A 17182-nucleotide genomic window follows, 5' to 3' on the forward strand; every position below is an offset into this window, starting at 1 on the left:
TTATAATATAGTTAATTCTTATTAAAACAGTATATATTCTTACAAAAGGAAAATTTATTATGACTTTGCAACAACTAAGATATGTAGTCATGGTTGCTCAGAAAGGCACTATCAGCGAAGCGGCAAAAGAGCTTTTTATATCTCAGCCGAGCCTTACAAATGCAATTCGTGAGCTTGAAAAAGAAATGAACATTACAATATTTAACAGAACCAACAAAGGCGTTGCTGTATCGAACGAGGGAGAACAATTTTTAGGATATGCAAGACAGGTGCTTGAACAAGCGAACCTGCTTGAGAGTGCCTATAAAACCTCACCTCAGGATAAGCAACGCTTTTGTATTTCCACACAGCACTATTCTTTCGCAATAAATGCCTTTGTTGATTTAATCAAAGATCTTCCGCACAATGAATATGATTTTTCAATAAGGGAAACCCAGACCTATGAAATAATCAACGATGTTTACACAATGAAAAGTGAAATCGGCATTATTTATATAAATTCTTTTAACGAGGCGGCTTTGATGAAGATACTTAAATCAAAGGATTTATGCTTTAATGAACTTTTTGTTGCAAAACCGCATATTTTTGTAACCTCAGAACATCCGCTTGCACATAAGGAATCTGTAACAATGGAAGAACTTGCCGATTACCCTTATCTCTCATTTGAACAGGGTGAGCATAATTCGTTTTATTATTCAGAGGAAATTTTCAGCACAGTTGAACGCAAAAAGAATATTAGAGTAACAGACCGAGCAACGCTGTTTAATCTTCTCATCGGCTTAAACGGCTACACAGTTTGCAGTGGAATCATAGACAGCGACCTGAACGGCTCAAATATTATTTCAATTCCACTTAGTAAGGAGGGTAATATGAAAATAGGCTATATTTGCCACAAAAATTTAATTACAAGCAAACTTTGTAAGAAGTTTTTGGAAAATTTAAGCAAATATATAAACTGACATTACATACAAGGAGGCAAAAATGAAAAATTTTATCAGTACATTAAAGGAATTAAAAATTTTGAATTTTCTCTTTTTAACGCTTGCAGGTGTTATAAATGCCTTTGGTGTAGTTGTATTTCTTGCACCGGTAAAGCTGTATGACAGTGGAATTTCCGGAACATCAATGCTTATTTCTCAGGAAACACCTGACTGGTGCAGTCTTTCGCTGATTCTTATTCTGCTGAACATTCCGCTGTTCTTACTTGGTTTAAAGCGTGAGGGGTTAAAGTTTACTATATATGCAATTTATTCCGTACTCATCTATTCCCTTGCGGCATGGATAATAACCGATATTTTGCCTATTGATGTAAGTTTTATTTCACCTTTGGCAGGCAATGACCTGTTTTTGTGTGCAATTTTCGGCGGTGTAATATCAGGCTGCGGAAGCGGTCTTGCAATGCGTTTTGGCGGTGCTATTGACGGTATTGATATTCTTGCCATTATGTTTGCCAAAAAGCTCCACCTGAGCATCGGCACATTTATTATGATTTATAACATTCTTCTCTACATCATTTGCGGTATAGTAATCGGAAGCTGGATTTTGCCGCTTTATTCAATAGTAACCTACGCCGTTGCCGTTAAAATGGTTGACTTCTTTGTTGAGGGCTTTGACCGAGCAAAAGGAGCTTTCATCATTACTACAAGAGCAGATCAGGTATGCGAAAAGCTTTCCCAAACCTTTGAAAACGGTATTACAACCATTGAGGCAAAGGGCTACTATTCCGGTTCCAAAAAGACGATGATTTACTTTGTAATCAACCGCTTTCAGGTTGATAAAATGAAACGACTTGTACATGACATTGACCCGAAGGCTTATATATCTATCAATGAAATTGCCGATGTTTACTCTGCAAACTCAAACAGTGACGATTAAAACAGCTTTGTAAAGCAAGTGAAGTTTGATATAGTTAGCAGCTATATCAAACCTAAATTTTTATGTATTTTACAAATATCAGTTTTTGCATTATACTGTTGTCAAATGAAACGGAGGTAATATTTATGGGTAAATCAAACACACCGTTCCGCTTTGATTATGTAGGCAGTTTTTTAAGACCTGACTATTTAAAGAAAGCAAGAGCAGACTTTGAAAAAGGCAACATTACAAAGCAGGAGCTTACAGAGGTTGAAAATAAAGCAATTATTGACCTTGTAAATAAGCAGAAAAAATTAGGCTATAAAGTTATTACAGACGGTGAGTTCCGCCGTGCAACATGGCATCTTGACTTTATGTGGGGATTCAACGGAGTGGCACACAAAAAGACAGAAAAGGGCGTAGCATTTCATGGCGAGCCTGCATTAATTGACGATACATGGCTTACCGGCAAAATCTCGGTTGACAACCACCCATTTGTAGAGCATTATAAATTTGTAAAGGCTCTTGAGGATGAAAATACTGTTGCAAAGCAGACAATCCCTGCACCGGCCCAGTTTTTCCAACAGATGATTATTCCTGCTAATATTGAAGCTACAAGAAAATTTTATCCGACAGATGAAGAACTTATTGATGATATTGCAAAAGGTTACCGCAAGGTAATCGGCGACCTTTACAACGCAGGCTGCAGAAACATTCAGTTTGATGACTGTACTTGGGGTGTTCTTGTTGCTAAAGGCAGTGTAATCCGATATGGCAAGGAAACTAATTTTAAGGAAATCAGTGAAAAGCTTTTAAAGGTAAATAACCTTGCTATTGAAGGCAAGCCTGATGACTTTGTTATTAACACACACATTTGCAGAGGTAATTACCACTCAGCATATTTCTCAAGCGGTGCTTATGATTCAGTAGCAGAGCCACTCTTTGGCAGAGAAAATGTTGATGCTTATTATCTTGAATTTGACGATGAGCGTTCAGGAAGCTTTGAGCCGTTAAAATTAGTTAGCGGTGACAAGAAAGTTGTACTTGGTCTTATCACCACTAAAAAAGCAAAGCTTGAGGACAAGCAGACTGTTATTGAAAGAATTAAGGAAGCAAGCCATTATATTCCACTTGACAGACTTTACCTCAGCCCACAATGCGGTTTTGCATCATGTGAAATCGGCAATAAGCTTACAGAGGAAGAGCAATGGGCAAAGCTTGCACTTGTAAAAGAAATTGCCGAGGAAGTTTGGGGTTAATTTTTTAAGCCGTTAATATCCTTCTCTAAATATAAAAGGGTTGCCACATTTGTTTGTGACAGCCCTTTTCCCTATTCTGCATAAATGGCTTTTTGTTAAATTGTGGTTTTTATTACGAGAAGATAGTTTGCAAAGTAATAATTTTCTTATTCCCGACAACAACTTAGTAATGGTCGGGAGTTAAAAGTATTGAAATTGTCTATGCTTTCTGCTCGGACAAAGAAATTTAGGTCGAGCCTTTTTAAAGGCTCGTGGGTTTTGGCAAAGCCCAAGAAAAGTTGTTTCTATTGCAAATTTTAGACATAAACAGCAACGCTGTTTGTGTGCTAAAGCAAAGTTTGTCAAAACAGGCGACAGCCATTAAAAAGAAATACTGCATTAATACATAATAAAGAAGAATGGCTTTTTTTGTGTTGCTGTCGCAATTATAAGGCTTTCGCTGTTGTGCTCAAGCCACCAAACAGCAAGCTGTTTGGCTATCAAAGCTTTGCGTAATTGGAAAGTATTGTGGGCTTTGCCCACACCCACAACCTTTGAAAAAGGTTGACCAAATTTTTATTTTCGGGTATAAAGTTTGTGATAATTGAAGTAAAAGTTTCCCGACCGTTGCTAAACCATAATTTTCACCCCAACTATTGAAAAAGAACCAATTAAAATATCCACAAATGATAATTTCACTCCAATTTCTAAAAAAACACAAAAGCAAAAGCGACCGAACAATTTTAAAACTGTTCGGTCGCTTTTTAGTAATAATTATTTATGGTTGTTAGAGTGGCATTTACCTGCCATTGCACAGGATGCACATCCGCAGCCACAGCTTGAACAAGAAGATTTACCCTTTTTCTTTGCTCTGAAATGGCTGATAATAATTGCAGCAACTACAGCAACAACTATAAGTAAAACAACTATTGTACCAATATTGTTAAGTAAAAAACTAAGCATATACATCCTCCTCTATCAAAATTTAATTATTTAACCTTTACATTAGCCTTTAATGTGTTAGCCTCTTTGTAAGGTCTTACGAGCATATAAATCATAAATGCAAGTACAGCAAATGCAAAGATAAGTCCGATTACATTGATGTTGCCGGTGAAGATTCCGCCAAACTGGTTAATCATAAGAGCGATTGCATAAGCGAATACACACTGATAAGCTACTGCAAAACAGGTCCACTTTGCGTTGTTCATCTCTCTCTTCATAGCACCGATTGCTGCGAAGCATGGAGCACAAAGGAGGTTGAATACGAGGAATGAGAAACCGCTGATTGGTGTGAAGTGCTGAGCAATTTCACCATATGCACCAAGGTCTGTACCACCATAGAGGATACCCATTGTACCAACAATGTTTTCCTTAGCAACAAGGCCTGTAATTGATGCAACAGCTGCCTGCCAGTTACCCCAACCGAGAGGTGCAAAGATCCAAGCAATGCAGTTACCGATAGCAGCAAGAATTGAGTTGCCGATTTCGTCCTCGGTAAGCATACGGAATGTACCGTCAACAAATCCAAAGTATGTTGTGAACCAAACAAGGATTGTTGAAAGGAGGATAATTGTACCTGCCTTTTTGATGAATGACCAACCACGCTCCCACATTGAACGGAGAAGATTGCTGACTGTTGGGAGATGGTAAGCAGGAAGTTCCATAACGAATGGAGCAGGCTCACCGGAGAAGATTTTTGTCTTTTTAAGCATAATACCTGAAACTACGATTGCAGCCATACCAATGAAGTAAGCTGATGTAGCAATCCAAGGAGAACCCTGGAAAATAGCACCTGCGATCATAGCGATAAATGGCATTTTAGCACCACAAGGAATAAATGTTGTTGTCATAATTGTCATACGGCGGTCACGCTCATTCTCGATTGTACGAGAAGCCATGATACCCGGAACACCACAACCTGTACCAACAAGCATTGGGATAAATGATTTACCGGAAAGACCAAACTTACGGAAAATTCTATCAAGTACGAATGCGATACGAGCCATATAACCACAGCTTTCAAGGAAAGCAAGGAGTAAGAAAAGTACGAGCATCTGTGGAACGAAACCAAGAACTGCACCAACACCGGCTACGATACCGTCAAGGATAAGACCGTTGAGCCAGTCTGCACAATTAATAGCGTCAAGTCCGTTGCCGATAAGAACAGGAATACCGGGAACCCACACACCATATGTGCTTGGATCAGGAGCACCATAAGCTTCCTTATAATCTGTATCGAGGTAATTATCAACGGCTTCCTGTAACTGAGCCTTAGTTGTATCAGGATAATCTGTAACCTCAAGTGTTTCTTCATCTTCTACAGAGTAAGTAACATTTGCATTTGACGGAGTTAAAGAAACAAGCTGTGTAAGAGCAGCCTTTGCAGCTTCATCTGAATAATTTTCATCTTCAAGGTCAACCGCTGCGGCAATGTCATCGTTACCATACTCAGCATTGAACGCCTCAATGATTGCGTCTGTGTCGCCATAAGTTTCTTCAGCCTCTTCTGTCTGAGAAGTACCGATACCAAACAAGTGCCAACCGTCACCGAACAAACCGTCATTCGCCCAGTCTGTTGCCATTGAACCTACAGTCTGCATTGAGATGTAATATACAAGGAACATAATTACGGCAAAAATCGGAAGGCCAAGCCAACGGTTTGTAACAACCTTATCAATCTTATCTGATGTTGTAAGGCTGCCCTTGCTCTTCTTTTTGTAGCAAGTCTTGATGATAGTAGCTATGTAAATGTATCTCTCGTTTGTGATAATGCTTTCGCTGTCATCGTCAAGCTCTTTCTCTGCGTTTTCTATGTCAGTTTCAACATGCTTTTTAACTTCTTCACTAAGGTTAAGCTTTGCCATAACCTTATCATCACGCTCAAATACCTTGATAGCGTACCATCTCTGCTGTTCCTCAGGCATTTCGTGAACTACAGCTTCCTCAATATGAGCAATAGCATGTTCTACAACGCCGTTGAATGTGTGCATAGGAACAGTCTTTGTGTTCTCAGCAGCATCAATAGCAGCCTCAGCTGCTTCCATAATGCCTGTACCCTTCAAAGCAGAAATTTCAACTACCTTACAGCCAAGCTCTTTTGCAAGTGCTGATGTGTCAATCTTATCTCCGCTTTTCTTAACAACATCCATCATATTGATAGCAACAACTACAGGAATACCAAGCTCTGTAAGCTGTGTTGTAAGATAAAGGTTACGCTCAAGGTTAGTACCGTCAACAATATTAAGGATTGCGTCCGGTCTTTGCTCGATAAGGTAGTTACGAGCAACTACTTCTTCAAGTGTGTAAGGAGAAAGTGAGTAAATACCCGGCAAGTCCATAATCACAACATCATTGTGCTTTTTAAGCTTACCCTCCTTCTTCTCAACAGTAACGCCCGGCCAGTTACCTACAAATTGGTTTGAACCTGTAAGAGCGTTAAACAGGGTTGTTTTACCGCAGTTTGGATTACCTGCAAGTGCAATTTTAATACCCATTAATGTCTTCCTCTCATAAATTAATAGTTATTTTAGACTAACTAAAAGTTTAAAAATATCGGGGAAAAATCCCCGTATTTATCTTAAACAAGCTCAATCATTTCAGCGTCAGCTTTACGCAATGAAAGCTCATAGCCTCTTACAGTAACCTCAATCGGATCACCAAGCGGAGCTACCTTACGAATGTAAATTTCAACGCCCTTTGTAATACCCATATCCATAATTCTACGCTTAATTGCACCTTCGCCATTAAGCTTTGCAACCTTAACGGTTTCTCCGATTTTTGCATCTCTCAGAGTTTTCATACTGTACCTCCATTAAATCATAATTTTGCTTGCCATTTCACGGCTAATTGCCACTCTTGCACCCTTGACATTTACAATAAGGTTACCTGCCATTGAAGTGATAACAGTAACTGCACCACCAACAACAAAACCCAAATTTTCAAGATGTGCTCTGACTTCGGAGTTACCTCCGATTTTCTTAATAATGTTCTCAACGCCCGGATCGGCAAATGTTAAAGGCATAAGCTCACCATCCTAACCGCTTTGATTAGTGCCGACTAATTAGTAACAACTAACTTTTGTTGTTTAAAAAAAGTTAGCACCCGCTAACTAAATATTAGTTTACTACTTTTATATTTAAAAGTCAATAATTTTATTAAATTCAAAATAATTCTACACTAATTTCGTTAAATTGACAAATTTTAGAAATTTTATACTTATAATAAATGTATTCTTAGCTACACTGATTTTCACTAAAAATCCCACACAGCTATATTATGTAAGCTATGTGGGAAGTATGATTATTATTTTAAATTTATTAACACATTAATTATCACTCAGTAGAGCTTTCATCAAGTTTTTTCTTATCCTCTGCCTCAAAAACTTCAAGACACATATTGTAAATTGCATTTACCTCTACATCAAGATAAACCTCGTCCTTAAAAAGTGCATACTGCAAGGTTGAAGTTATGTACAGATAATACAATGCTCTGATGCTTTCAAACGAAACATCAAGGTTTTTGGCTATATGATGAATAAAAGTATCATATCTTTTTGGAATACCCGAAAAAAAATCGTAGCCCTGTTTTTTATATTTTGGTGATGTATATACCTGATATACAAAACGCATATGTTCACCGTAATTTTTTTGCATCCAGCGTGGAAATTTTTCGAGATAATTTTTTAAATCTGCCCTTGAACGAGGTGCTTTTTTCATAAATTCTCTTTCAAATTTAATCATTGCATACTGAACAGACTCTGTAATTATCATATCTTTGCTTTCAAAGTAATGATATAATGCTTGATTAGTTTTAAATCCACAATATTTGCATAAAAGCTGAAGTCCTGTATTTTCAAGTCCGTTATCCATAAAAGCCTGAAAGCATTTATCAAGACATTCTTTTTTTCGCTTTTCATAAACAGCCGCATCAAATTTTTTCATTCTAACACCCCAATACACCTGTTGCTACAATTATAATTGTGTTGGGTATTTTTGTCAATAGCAAGACAAAATATCAAAAATAAAATACATATTTCATCGTAAGACTTGACAATTCTTTTATAAAATGCTAATATATTTTTAATGATAATCAACTTATTTTTATGTATATATAATAGAATTGGAGGGTTACGTATGAAAAAGAGTACAAAAAAGGTAGTAATAATAATTTGTTGCGTTCTTGCTGTTGCATTAATTGCAGGAGGCACAGTTGTTGGTGTAAATGTTTATAACAAAAATATGAAAGAACAACAGATAGAGCAGTTGATTTCTGACATTAAAGGCAAATACGATAACTTTGTAAATGAAAGCGACAGAGATAAGCGAATTGTAATCATCAAAAATCTTGAAAATGATTTGACAGACTACCTAAAAAATAATGAGCCTGTCGAGAAAATCAAAGAAAAGTATCAATCTGACCTTGAGCAAATGAAATCATACTTTGTGACCTACTATGAAAAGGTTATTAGCGACAACACTTTAAGAGAGATTGAAAAAATTACAGACAAAACAAAGCTCAAAGCTTGCAAGGACAAGCTTACTGCCCTGCTTGATAAACTCAACAGCGAAAAAGACGCCGTTCTTTCAAATGAAAAGTTTGAGGAATTAAAAACTAAAATTCAGGATTTGATTGATAAATATTCTGCAAGAATTGATGCTATTGAACAGGCTGAAAAAGAAGCAAAGGATAAGCTTGAACAGGAAGCTCAGACAATAATTGACGAAGGCAAAGAAAAGATTGAAGAAGTTATTGAGCCTGAAAACAACAGTTATACTGAGGAGAGCAACACAGCCACAGAATCAACTGACACTGATTCAAACTATGACAGCTCAGATGATTCCGATACTCCAAGTGATCTTGTTCCAATTACTCCTTTTGAAATTTCTGACGATTACATTTATATGAATTGATTTTCTTTTGAATAATTTTAAAACGCAAGGCTTTTGTCCTTGCGTTTTTGTTTTTGTTCTTAATGATGAGTAAATTATGGTTTTTATTACGAGAAGATAGTTTGCTAAATAATAGTTTTCTTGTTCCCGACAATGACTTAGTAACGGTCGGGAGTTAAAAGTATTAAGATTGCCTATGCTTTCTGCTCGGACAAAGAAATTTAGGTCGAGCCTTTTTAAAGGCTCGTGGGTTTGGGCAAAGCCCAAGCCCAGAAAGGTTGTTTTCATTGCAAATTTTCAGGCACAAACAGCAACGCTGTTTGTGTGCTGAGGCAAAGTTTGACAAAACAGGCGACAGCCTTTTAAAAGAAATACTTCATTAGTAAATTATAAAGAATAATGGCTTTTGTGTTGCTATCGCAGTTATAAAGCTTTCGCTATTGTGTTCAAGCCGCCAAACAGCAAGCTGTTTGGCTATCAGAATATTGCGTCTAAAGTATTGTGGGCTTTGCCCACACCCACAACCATTAAAAAGGTTGACCAAATTTTTATGTCCGAGTATAAAGTCTTTGCTGATTCAAAGAAAATTTCCCGACCGTTGCTAAACCACAATTTACCCCAACTAATGAAAAAGAACCTTAAAAATAACAGCCCTGACTGAAAAGCCAAGGCTGTAAATAAGCTACAAACTATTAAATTAGTTGTTGATAAGCTTGTCTTCGTTTGACCAGCTGTAAAGCTTTCTAACTTCCTTACCAACTACTTCTGCAGGATGCTCAGCAGCTTTTCTTCTCATAGCTCTGAAGTGAGCCTGACCACCTGCCGGTGACATATCGAGAAGGAAGTCCTTAGCAAATGTACCGTCCTGAATATCAGAAAGGATTTTCTTCATAGCCTTCTTTGTATCCTCAGTAACGATCTTTGGACCTGTGATATAGTCGCCGTACTCAGCTGTGTTAGAAATAGAATATCTCATACCCTCAAAGCCTGACTGATAAATGAGGTCAACGATGAGCTTCATCTCGTGGATACACTCAAAGTAAGCATTTCTTGGGTCATAACCTGCTTCGCAAAGTGTTTCAAAACCAGCCTGCATAAGTGCACAAACACCGCCGCAAAGAACAGCCTGCTCACCAAAGAGGTCAGTTTCTGTTTCTGTTCTGAATGTTGTTTCAAGAACACCTGCTCTTGCACCGCCAATACCAAGTGCATAAGCGAGAGCGAGATCCTTAGCCTTACCTGTAGCGTCCTGCTCAACAGCAACAAGACATGGTACACCCTTACCAGCCTGATATTCACTTCTTACTGTATGACCAGGTCCCTTAGGAGCGATCATAGTAACATCAACATCTGCCGGAGGAACGATCTGACCAAAGTGAATTGCAAAACCATGAGCGAACATAAGCATATTGCCTGCCTCAAGGTTAGGAGCGATATCCTTCTTGTACATAGCAGCCTGCTTCTCATCGTTAATAAGAATCATAATAATATCGGCACGCTTTGCAGCCTCTGCAGCTGTATATACCTTAAAGCCCTGTGCCTCTGCCTTTGCCCAAGACTTACTACCCTCATAAAGACCAATGATTACATCGCAACCTGAATCCTTAAGGTTAAGAGCATGAGCGTGACCCTGGCTGCCATAACCAATGATTGCAATTGTTTTGCCATCAAGCAAAGAAAGGTTACAATCTGACTGATAGAAAATTTTTGCTGTCATATTTTCCATTTTAAAAATCCTCCTTACCGCTATGCGGTTTATATAAAAAGATTTATGTAAATCTGCAAGATTACACGGACACCGCAGCAGCACCCTTATCAAGTGCAACCGTACCTGTTCTTACAATCTCACGGATACCATAAGGCTTTAATAGCTCTACCAAAGTATCTACCCTGCTTGTACATTCGCAGTACTCAACAGTAACGCTTGTAGTAGAGAAATCAACTACTTTACCCTGCATAAGCTCAACTGTGGTGAGAATTTCGCCACGCTTTGGTGCAGGACAATGAACTTTTATAAGTATCAGCTCTCGGCTGATAAAATCACCTTCGGCAAGTCTTTTTACCTTGATTACAGGAATAAGCTTGTTAAGCTGTTTTTCAAGCTGTTCTACAACATATTCGTCGCCGTTTGCAACTATGGTGATTCTCGACACATTAGGGTCGGTAGTCACACCAACTGCAAGTGAGTCAATGTTAAAGCCTCGTCTTGAAAATAAACCCGAAATCTTAGAAAGAACGCCCGCCTGGTTTTCAACAAGTATTGATAAAGTATATTGCATAACAACACCTCATTAAATCGACGGAGTGTCGGGATATACATCGCACACAAGAATGAACGGCTTATCTGAATCAACAATATTCTTGATAATCTCCTCAGCCTGCTCATTTGAGTTAGCCTCTGCGTGGTCAATGCCGTAAGCCTCGGCAATCTTGAGAAAATCAGGATCACCCTCAAGAATAGTGGCACTGTGTCTGTGACCGTAGTGGTTATCCTGAAGCTCACGCACCATACCAAGTCTTGTGTTACGCATAATTATTATTTTAATGTTTAGGTTATTACCTGCAATAGTTGCAAGCTCGTTTAACTGCATCTGAAAACTGCCGTCACCGCAGACAACAAGCACATCTCTGTTTGGTCTGGCAAACTTTGCACCTATTGCGGCAGGAACGGAATAACCCATAGTACCCATACCGCCTGTTGTAAGGAATCTGCCCTCACGAATACGGAAGTTGTTTGCACACCAAATCTGATTCTGTCCAACATCGGCAACCAAAATTGCCTTTGAACGGAACATTGCACTCAAATGACCCACAAGGGTTCTTGGCTCTACATAGCCGTCAAACTTCGGAGGCTCTCTGAACAAATCCTTCTTCCATGTTTTAACAGCCTCGCTCCATTGCTTCTGCACCTTGTAGTCGCCAATGTTATCATTGAGCATATCCATAACATTCATCATATCGCCGACAATCGGAATAGCAGTCTTAACATTCTTTCCGATTTCTGCCGGGTCAATGTCTATATGAATTACAGTTGTTCTTTTACTCATCTGGTCAGGTGCTGCCACAGCTCTGTCACCAAGTCTTGCACCGCAAACAATAACCAAATCAGCCTCATGCAAGGCTCTGTTTGCAGCCGGTTTGCCATGAGTACCAAGCATACCAAGGTACAACTCATGTTCAGACGGCATAACCCCTATACCCATCATTGTAGAAATTACAGGAATACCTGTTTTCTCAGCGAAAGCCTGAAACTTTGGCTTTACGCCTGAGCTTAACACGCCGCCGCCCGACACAATAATCGGACGCTTGCAATTTCTGATTGCCTCAACCGCACGCTTTACCTGAACAATATGTCCCTTGGTAGTTGGCTTGTAACCAATAATGTTTACGGTTTCGGGATATTCAAACTTTTCAATTTCATTCTGCTGAATATCAATAGGAATATCAATAAGCACAGGTCCCGGTCTGCCGGTTTTGGCAATATGAAAAGCTTCTTTAAAAATTCGTGGCAAATCCTCAGTTTTGCTTACAAGGTAGCTGTGCTTTACAAATGGTTCGCACGCACCTGTAATGTCAGCCTCCTGAAATACATCTCTGCCAAGCAGGTCACTGCGTACCTGACCTGTGATTGCAATAATCGGAATAGAATCCTGATAAGCAGTTGCAATACCAGTAATAAGGTTTGTTGCACCCGGGCCTGAGGTTGCTACACAAACACCGGGAATATCACTACATCTTGCATAACCGCTTGCAGCGTGAGCAGCGTTCTGCTCCTGACGAACAAGCACATGCTTGATAGATGAATTATAAAGTGAGTCGTAAAAAGGGCAAATAGCCGCACCCGGATATCCGAAAACTACCGAAACACCCTCGGCTTCCAGACATTTTACCATTATATCGGCACCGTTTATCATTGCTTTCTGCACTCCTGTCCTTTTTAATTAAATAGCCAAGCAAAGCCTAACTTTGCTTTACAGATAATTATACTATAATTTATATCAAAAGTAAAGGGTGATAATCCATTACAATCGACTTTTTTCAAAAAAATTTTGCAATTTATCCGAACACACCAATACCCTCAAGCAATATTTTAATACCGATAAGCACAAGAACAATACCGCCGAATAATTCTGCCTTTGACCTATATTTTGTACCGAACAAACTGCCGATTTTTACGCCCACAGCAGAGAAAACAAATGTCACCACACCGATAAATGTAACAGCCGGTACAATCTGCACCTGCAAAAATGCAAATGTAACACCAACAGCAAGAGCGTCAATACTTGTTGCAATTGCAAGCAAGAGCATTGATTTAACATCCATAGCGGAATTAACTTCCTCATCCTTGCCAAATGATTCTTTAATCATATTTCCGCCGATAAGTGCAAGAAGTACGAACGCTACCCAATGGTCGTACTGCTCAATCATTTCTGCAAAAAAGCTGCCTAAAAAATAACCGATAAGCGGCATAAGTGCCTGAAATCCACCAAACCAAGCTCCTGCAATGCACATATGCTTGGTTTTGATTTTTCCAAGTGAAAGTCCCTTACAAATAGATACTGCAAAAGCGTCCATTGAAAGTCCGACCGCAAGAATAAAAAGCTCTATTAAGCTCATACCAAATCCTCCAGATACATTTTCATAAATACATTTCTATAAATTTATGCGATAAAATAGTTAAGTATTAAATCGCTTGCCTTGTTTTAATTAAAACAGGTTTTTAATGTTGGGATTACATTGATAAATTATGGTTTAGCAACGGTCGGAAATTTTTATTTGAATTAGCACAGACTTTATACTCGAAAACAAAAATTTGGTCAACCTTTTTCAAAGGTTGTGGGTGTGGGCAAAGCCCACAAAACTTTTAGCTAACGCAAAATTTTGATAGCCAAACAGCTTTCTGTTTGGCGGCTTAAATGCAACGGCGATAGCTTTATAATTGCGATAGCATCACAAAAAAGCCATTATTCTTTATAAACAAATTATTTCTTTTAAAGGCCTGTCACCTGTTTTTTCAAACCTTGCTTTAGCACACAAACAGCGTCGCTGTTTGTGCCTTATAAATTGTAATAGACACAACCTTTCTTGGGCTTTGCCCAAACCCACGAGCCTTTAAAAAGGCTCGATCTAAATTTTTTGTTCGAGTAGAGAGTGTATGCAATTTCAACCTTTTAACTCCCGACCGGTGCTAAACCATAATTTACCCCAACTCATTGATAAAACCAAAAAAGACTCGCAGACAACCCCCTTGTGCTGTCTGTGAGTCTCATCATTTAAAATATTACCGGGTGAAATTCACCAGTATGTCGATAATACTATACGCAAATGCGTACCGATTACTCCCTCTTAACAATAAAAATCAGGAATATTTATACAACTGAATTGTAATTTTTAAAGTCCCATAACCAAGCCATAAGGCCAGGCAATCAATCCGCCAATATCATAAATATTGGTGTAGCCGAGCTTGCACAATGTTTGTGCTGCCATTTTGCTACGACTGCCTGTTCTGCAATAAACCACAAGCATAGAATCCTTAGCCGGTATATTCTCTTTTGCAAGGTTCTCTGTAATGTCATCTACAGGAAAAAGAACAGCGTTCTTTAAATGTCCTGTGGCATACTCCTCTTCCTCACGCACATCGAGAATAACACAATCAGGATTTTCATCTATAAGTTTTTTTGCATCCTCAAAGCTGTTTACAGTATGAATTATACACATTTATATCACTTAGTTTTTCCAATATCGTGGCGGAAGTGCATACCTTCAAAGCTGATTTTATCAACCGCTGCATATGCCTTTGCAAGTGCCTCATCAAGAGTTGGGGCAGTTGCAGTCACACCAAGAACTCGTCCGCCGTTGGTGTAGAATTTGCCATTCTCATACTTTGTACCGGCATGATAAACAGTTGCACCCTCGACCTGTCCGTTTTCGTCCATACCGAACATTTCAATGCCCTTTTTGTATGCAACAGGATAACCGCCGCTTGCCATAACTACGCAGGCAGCCGCACCGTTGTCCCATTCAATATCAAGGTCAGCAAGCTTTTCATCAATAACAGCCTCGCAAATATCCACAAGGTCAGTTTTAAGTCTTGGAAGAACTACCTGTGCCTCAGGGTCACCAAAACGAGCGTTGTACTCAATTACCTTAGGGCCGTTTGGTGTAATCATAAGTCCAAAGTAAAGACAGCCTTTGAATGGTCTGCCCTCAGCCACCATAGCGTTAATTGTAGGAATAAAGATTGTATCCATACATTCCTTTGCAATCTCGTCTGTATAATAAGGGTTAGGGCTGATTGTGCCCATACCGCCTGTGTTGAGTCCCTCGTCATTATCGTATGCTCTCTTGTGGTCTTTTGAGCTTACCATAGGCTTTACGCACTTGCCATCTGTAAATGCAAGAACAGAAACCTCAGGACCTGTCAAAAATTCCTCGATAACAATTCTGTTGCCGGATTCGCCGAACTGCTTATCCTCCATAATGGACTTAACAGCGTCAATAGCCTCCTCAACAGTCTGAGCAATAATAACACCCTTACCAAGTGCAAGACCGTCAGCCTTTACAACGATAGGAGCAGTATTTTCTGCCTTTAAATATTCAATAGCACTCTCTGCATTATCAAAGGTTTCATACTTTGCGGTAGGAATACCGTACTTTTTCATCAAATCCTTTGAAAATACCTTAGAAGCCTCAATTACAGCAGCGTTTGCATTAGGGCCAAAAGCTCTTATGCCGGCAGCCTGAAATGCGTCAACAAGACCTGCCGCAAGCGGATCATCAGGAGCAACAAAAGCAAGGTCAATGTCCTTTTCCTTAGCAAATGCCACAAGTGCTTCCTTGTCCATAACGCCAATGTTTACAGTTTCTGCATCTCTTGAAATACCGCCGTTGCCGGGTGCACAATAAAGCTTTGTACATTTAGGGCTTTCAAGAAGTTTTTTAATAAGAGCGTGCTCTCTGCCGCCTGAGCCAATCATTAAAATATTCATATTGTCACCCCGCAGATTAATGGTGGAAAAGTCTGATGCCTGTAAATGACATAGTCATTCCGTACTTATTGCAGGTATCAATTACATTGTCATCTCTTATTGAGCCACCGGGCTGTGCAACATACTGTACGCCTGAACGCTTAGCTCTCTCAATGTTGTCGCCGAATGGGAAGAATGCGTCTGAGCCGAGTGAAACGCCGCTGAATGTTGCAAGCCACTCTTTCTTTTCTTCTCTTGTAAGAGGCTCCGGCTTAGTCTTGAAGAACTGCTCCCAAACACCGTCAGCAAGTACATCCTCATAATCATCAGAAATATAAACATCAATAGTGTTATCTCTGTCCGGTCTGCGAATATTATCAACAAATGGAAGGTTAAGAACCTTTGGATGCTGTCTTAAGAACCAAATGTCAGCCTTATTGCCTGCAAGACGGGTACAGTGAATTCTTGACTGCTGACCGGCACCAACACCGATAGCCTGACCACCCTTTGCATAGCAAACAGAGTTTGACTGAGTATATTTAAGAGTAATAAGAGCAATAAGGAGGTCACGCTTAGCTTCCTCTGTAAGCTCCTTGTTCTCTGTAACAATATTCTGCATGAGCATAGATTCGTCAATCTTAAGCTCGTTTCTGCCCTGCTCAAATGTTACGCCGAATACATCTTTATGCTCAATAGGAGCAGGAACATAGTTCGGATCAATTTTTACAATGTTATATGTGCCTCTACGCTTTGTCTTGAGCACCTCAAGAGCTTCTGCTGTATAGTCAGGAGCGATAATACCGTCAGAAACCTCTCTCTGTAAAAGCTTTGCAGTCTGAACATCGCAAGTATCTGAAAGTGCAACCCAGTCACCATATGATGACATTCTGTCTGCACCTCTTGCTGCTGCATATGCAGAGGCGATTGGTGAAAGCTCCAAATCGTCAACAAAATAAATTTTCTTTAATGTGTCAGAAAGCTCTGTGGCTACTGCCGCACCTGCCGGGCTTACATGCTTGAAAGATGCAGCTGCGGGTAAGCCTGTGGCTGCTTTAAGCTCACGCACAAGCTGCCATGAGTTGAACGCATCAAGAAAATTAATGTAACCCGGTTTGCCGTTGAGTACCTCAACAGGAAGCTCGCCCTCGTTCATATAAATTCTTGAAGGCTTCTGATTAGGGTTACAACCGTATTTAAGTGCAAGTTCCTTCATTGGAGTTCATCCTTTCGTAAT

General features: G+C 39.4%; 16 protein-coding genes. 4 read left to right on the top strand and 12 right to left on the bottom strand.

Annotated elements, in window-relative coordinates:
* Positions 1–59 precede the first annotated feature (59 nt).
* The 3 genes from ACJMMI_RS08980 to ACJMMI_RS08990 all read left to right on the top strand — a co-directional run bounded on the left by ACJMMI_RS08980 (position 60) and on the right by ACJMMI_RS08990 (position 3113).
* Positions 60–959: a LysR family transcriptional regulator gene (locus ACJMMI_RS08980; RefSeq protein ID WP_405355062.1), complete on the top strand. Its 900-nt coding sequence runs from the start codon at positions 60–62 to the stop codon at positions 957–959.
* A 22-nt stretch (positions 960–981) separates the two neighbouring features.
* Positions 982–1875 carry a YitT family protein gene (locus tag ACJMMI_RS08985; protein WP_405355063.1) on the top strand — a complete coding sequence of 298 codons (894 nt, stop codon included), beginning with the start codon at positions 982–984 and terminating at the stop codon, positions 1873–1875.
* Between the two features lie 125 nt (positions 1876–2000).
* Complete coding sequence (locus tag ACJMMI_RS08990; RefSeq protein ID WP_405355064.1) at positions 2001–3113, top strand: 5-methyltetrahydropteroyltriglutamate--homocysteine S-methyltransferase; 1113 nt, start codon at positions 2001–2003, stop codon at positions 3111–3113.
* Between the two features lie 753 nt (positions 3114–3866).
* Here ACJMMI_RS08990 and ACJMMI_RS08995 read toward each other — a convergent pair.
* The 5 genes from ACJMMI_RS08995 to ACJMMI_RS09015 all read right to left on the bottom strand — a co-directional run bounded on the left by ACJMMI_RS08995 (position 3867) and on the right by ACJMMI_RS09015 (position 8032).
* Positions 3867–4055 (bottom strand): FeoB-associated Cys-rich membrane protein, encoded by a 189-nt coding sequence (locus ACJMMI_RS08995; RefSeq protein WP_405355065.1) that lies wholly within the window; start codon positions 4053–4055, stop codon positions 3867–3869.
* A gap of 26 nt (positions 4056–4081) precedes the next feature.
* Positions 4082–6586, bottom strand: a complete 2505-nt coding sequence (feoB, locus tag ACJMMI_RS09000; protein WP_405355067.1) for a ferrous iron transport protein B — start codon at positions 6584–6586, stop codon at positions 4082–4084.
* An 83-nt stretch (positions 6587–6669) separates the two neighbouring features.
* Positions 6670–6891, bottom strand: coding sequence for a ferrous iron transport protein A (locus tag ACJMMI_RS09005; RefSeq protein ID WP_405355068.1), 222 nt, complete (start codon positions 6889–6891; stop codon positions 6670–6672).
* A 12-nt stretch (positions 6892–6903) separates the two neighbouring features.
* Positions 6904–7113, bottom strand: a complete 210-nt coding sequence (locus tag ACJMMI_RS09010; RefSeq protein WP_405355069.1) for a ferrous iron transport protein A — start codon at positions 7111–7113, stop codon at positions 6904–6906.
* Positions 7114–7423: 310 nt separating this feature from the next.
* Complete coding sequence (locus ACJMMI_RS09015) at positions 7424–8032, bottom strand: TetR/AcrR family transcriptional regulator (protein ID WP_405355070.1); 609 nt, start codon at positions 8030–8032, stop codon at positions 7424–7426.
* Between the two features lie 192 nt (positions 8033–8224).
* On the opposite strand from ACJMMI_RS09015, the gene ACJMMI_RS09020 reads away from it, so the two are divergent.
* Complete coding sequence (locus ACJMMI_RS09020; protein ID WP_405355071.1) at positions 8225–9001, top strand: hypothetical protein; 777 nt, start codon at positions 8225–8227, stop codon at positions 8999–9001.
* Positions 9002–9677: 676 nt separating this feature from the next.
* Here ACJMMI_RS09020 and ilvC read toward each other — a convergent pair.
* The 7 genes from ilvC to ACJMMI_RS09055 all read right to left on the bottom strand — a co-directional run bounded on the left by ilvC (position 9678) and on the right by ACJMMI_RS09055 (position 17161).
* Entirely contained in the window at positions 9678–10715 is a 1038-nt protein-coding gene (gene ilvC / locus ACJMMI_RS09025) for a ketol-acid reductoisomerase (RefSeq protein ID WP_278286548.1), read from the bottom strand.
* 52 nt (positions 10716–10767) lie between these two features.
* The gene (gene ilvN / locus ACJMMI_RS09030; RefSeq protein WP_117705438.1) at positions 10768–11259 is read right to left on the bottom strand and encodes an acetolactate synthase small subunit; all 492 of its coding nucleotides are present in this window, start codon (positions 11257–11259) and stop codon (positions 10768–10770) included.
* 12 nt (positions 11260–11271) lie between these two features.
* Positions 11272–12894 (bottom strand): biosynthetic-type acetolactate synthase large subunit, encoded by a 1623-nt coding sequence (gene ilvB / locus ACJMMI_RS09035; RefSeq protein WP_405355072.1) that lies wholly within the window; start codon positions 12892–12894, stop codon positions 11272–11274.
* A 142-nt stretch (positions 12895–13036) separates the two neighbouring features.
* Entirely contained in the window at positions 13037–13597 is a 561-nt protein-coding gene (locus ACJMMI_RS09040; RefSeq protein WP_405355073.1) for a manganese efflux pump MntP family protein, read from the bottom strand.
* A 774-nt stretch (positions 13598–14371) separates the two neighbouring features.
* Complete coding sequence (locus tag ACJMMI_RS09045) at positions 14372–14698, bottom strand: rhodanese-like domain-containing protein (RefSeq protein WP_405355074.1); 327 nt, start codon at positions 14696–14698, stop codon at positions 14372–14374.
* A 5-nt stretch (positions 14699–14703) separates the two neighbouring features.
* Complete coding sequence (gene purD / locus ACJMMI_RS09050) at positions 14704–15969, bottom strand: phosphoribosylamine--glycine ligase (RefSeq protein ID WP_405355076.1); 1266 nt, start codon at positions 15967–15969, stop codon at positions 14704–14706.
* Positions 15970–15985: 16 nt separating this feature from the next.
* On the bottom strand, positions 15986–17161 hold the full coding sequence (locus tag ACJMMI_RS09055) for a phosphoribosylaminoimidazolecarboxamide formyltransferase (RefSeq protein WP_405355077.1): 1176 nt from the start codon (positions 17159–17161) through the stop codon (positions 15986–15988).
* Positions 17162–17182 lie beyond the last annotated feature (21 nt).

Origin of the sequence: Ruminococcus sp. (assembly GCF_045129435.1) — a bacterium.
In the GTDB taxonomy this organism is placed as follows: domain Bacteria; phylum Bacillota; class Clostridia; order Oscillospirales; family Acutalibacteraceae; genus Ruminococcoides.

Excerpts from the sequence above, each read along its gene's own strand:
- ilvB (WP_405355072.1), bottom strand. The coding sequence starts at position 12,894 with ATGATAAACGGTGCCGATATAATGGTAAAATGTCTGGAAGCCGAGGGT.
- feoB (WP_405355067.1), bottom strand. The coding sequence starts at position 6,586 with ATGGGTATTAAAATTGCACTTGCAGGTAATCCAAACTGCGGTAAAACA.
- ACJMMI_RS09005 (WP_405355068.1), bottom strand. The coding sequence starts at position 6,891 with ATGAAAACTCTGAGAGATGCAAAAATCGGAGAAACCGTTAAGGTTGCA.
- ACJMMI_RS09020 (WP_405355071.1), top strand. The coding sequence starts at position 8,225 with ATGAAAAAGAGTACAAAAAAGGTAGTAATAATAATTTGTTGCGTTCTT.
- ilvN (WP_117705438.1), bottom strand. The coding sequence starts at position 11,259 with ATGCAATATACTTTATCAATACTTGTTGAAAACCAGGCGGGCGTTCTT.
- ACJMMI_RS09015 (WP_405355070.1), bottom strand. The coding sequence starts at position 8,032 with ATGAAAAAATTTGATGCGGCTGTTTATGAAAAGCGAAAAAAAGAATGT.
- ACJMMI_RS09045 (WP_405355074.1), bottom strand. The coding sequence starts at position 14,698 with ATGTGTATAATTCATACTGTAAACAGCTTTGAGGATGCAAAAAAACTT.
- ACJMMI_RS08985 (WP_405355063.1), top strand. The coding sequence starts at position 982 with ATGAAAAATTTTATCAGTACATTAAAGGAATTAAAAATTTTGAATTTT.
- ACJMMI_RS08980 (WP_405355062.1), top strand. The coding sequence starts at position 60 with ATGACTTTGCAACAACTAAGATATGTAGTCATGGTTGCTCAGAAAGGC.
- ACJMMI_RS09040 (WP_405355073.1), bottom strand. The coding sequence starts at position 13,597 with ATGAGCTTAATAGAGCTTTTTATTCTTGCGGTCGGACTTTCAATGGAC.
- ACJMMI_RS09010 (WP_405355069.1), bottom strand. The coding sequence starts at position 7,113 with ATGCCTTTAACATTTGCCGATCCGGGCGTTGAGAACATTATTAAGAAA.
- ACJMMI_RS08995 (WP_405355065.1), bottom strand. The coding sequence starts at position 4,055 with ATGCTTAGTTTTTTACTTAACAATATTGGTACAATAGTTGTTTTACTT.
- ACJMMI_RS09055 (WP_405355077.1), bottom strand. The coding sequence starts at position 17,161 with ATGAAGGAACTTGCACTTAAATACGGTTGTAACCCTAATCAGAAGCCT.
- purD (WP_405355076.1), bottom strand. The coding sequence starts at position 15,969 with ATGAATATTTTAATGATTGGCTCAGGCGGCAGAGAGCACGCTCTTATT.
- ACJMMI_RS08990 (WP_405355064.1), top strand. The coding sequence starts at position 2,001 with ATGGGTAAATCAAACACACCGTTCCGCTTTGATTATGTAGGCAGTTTT.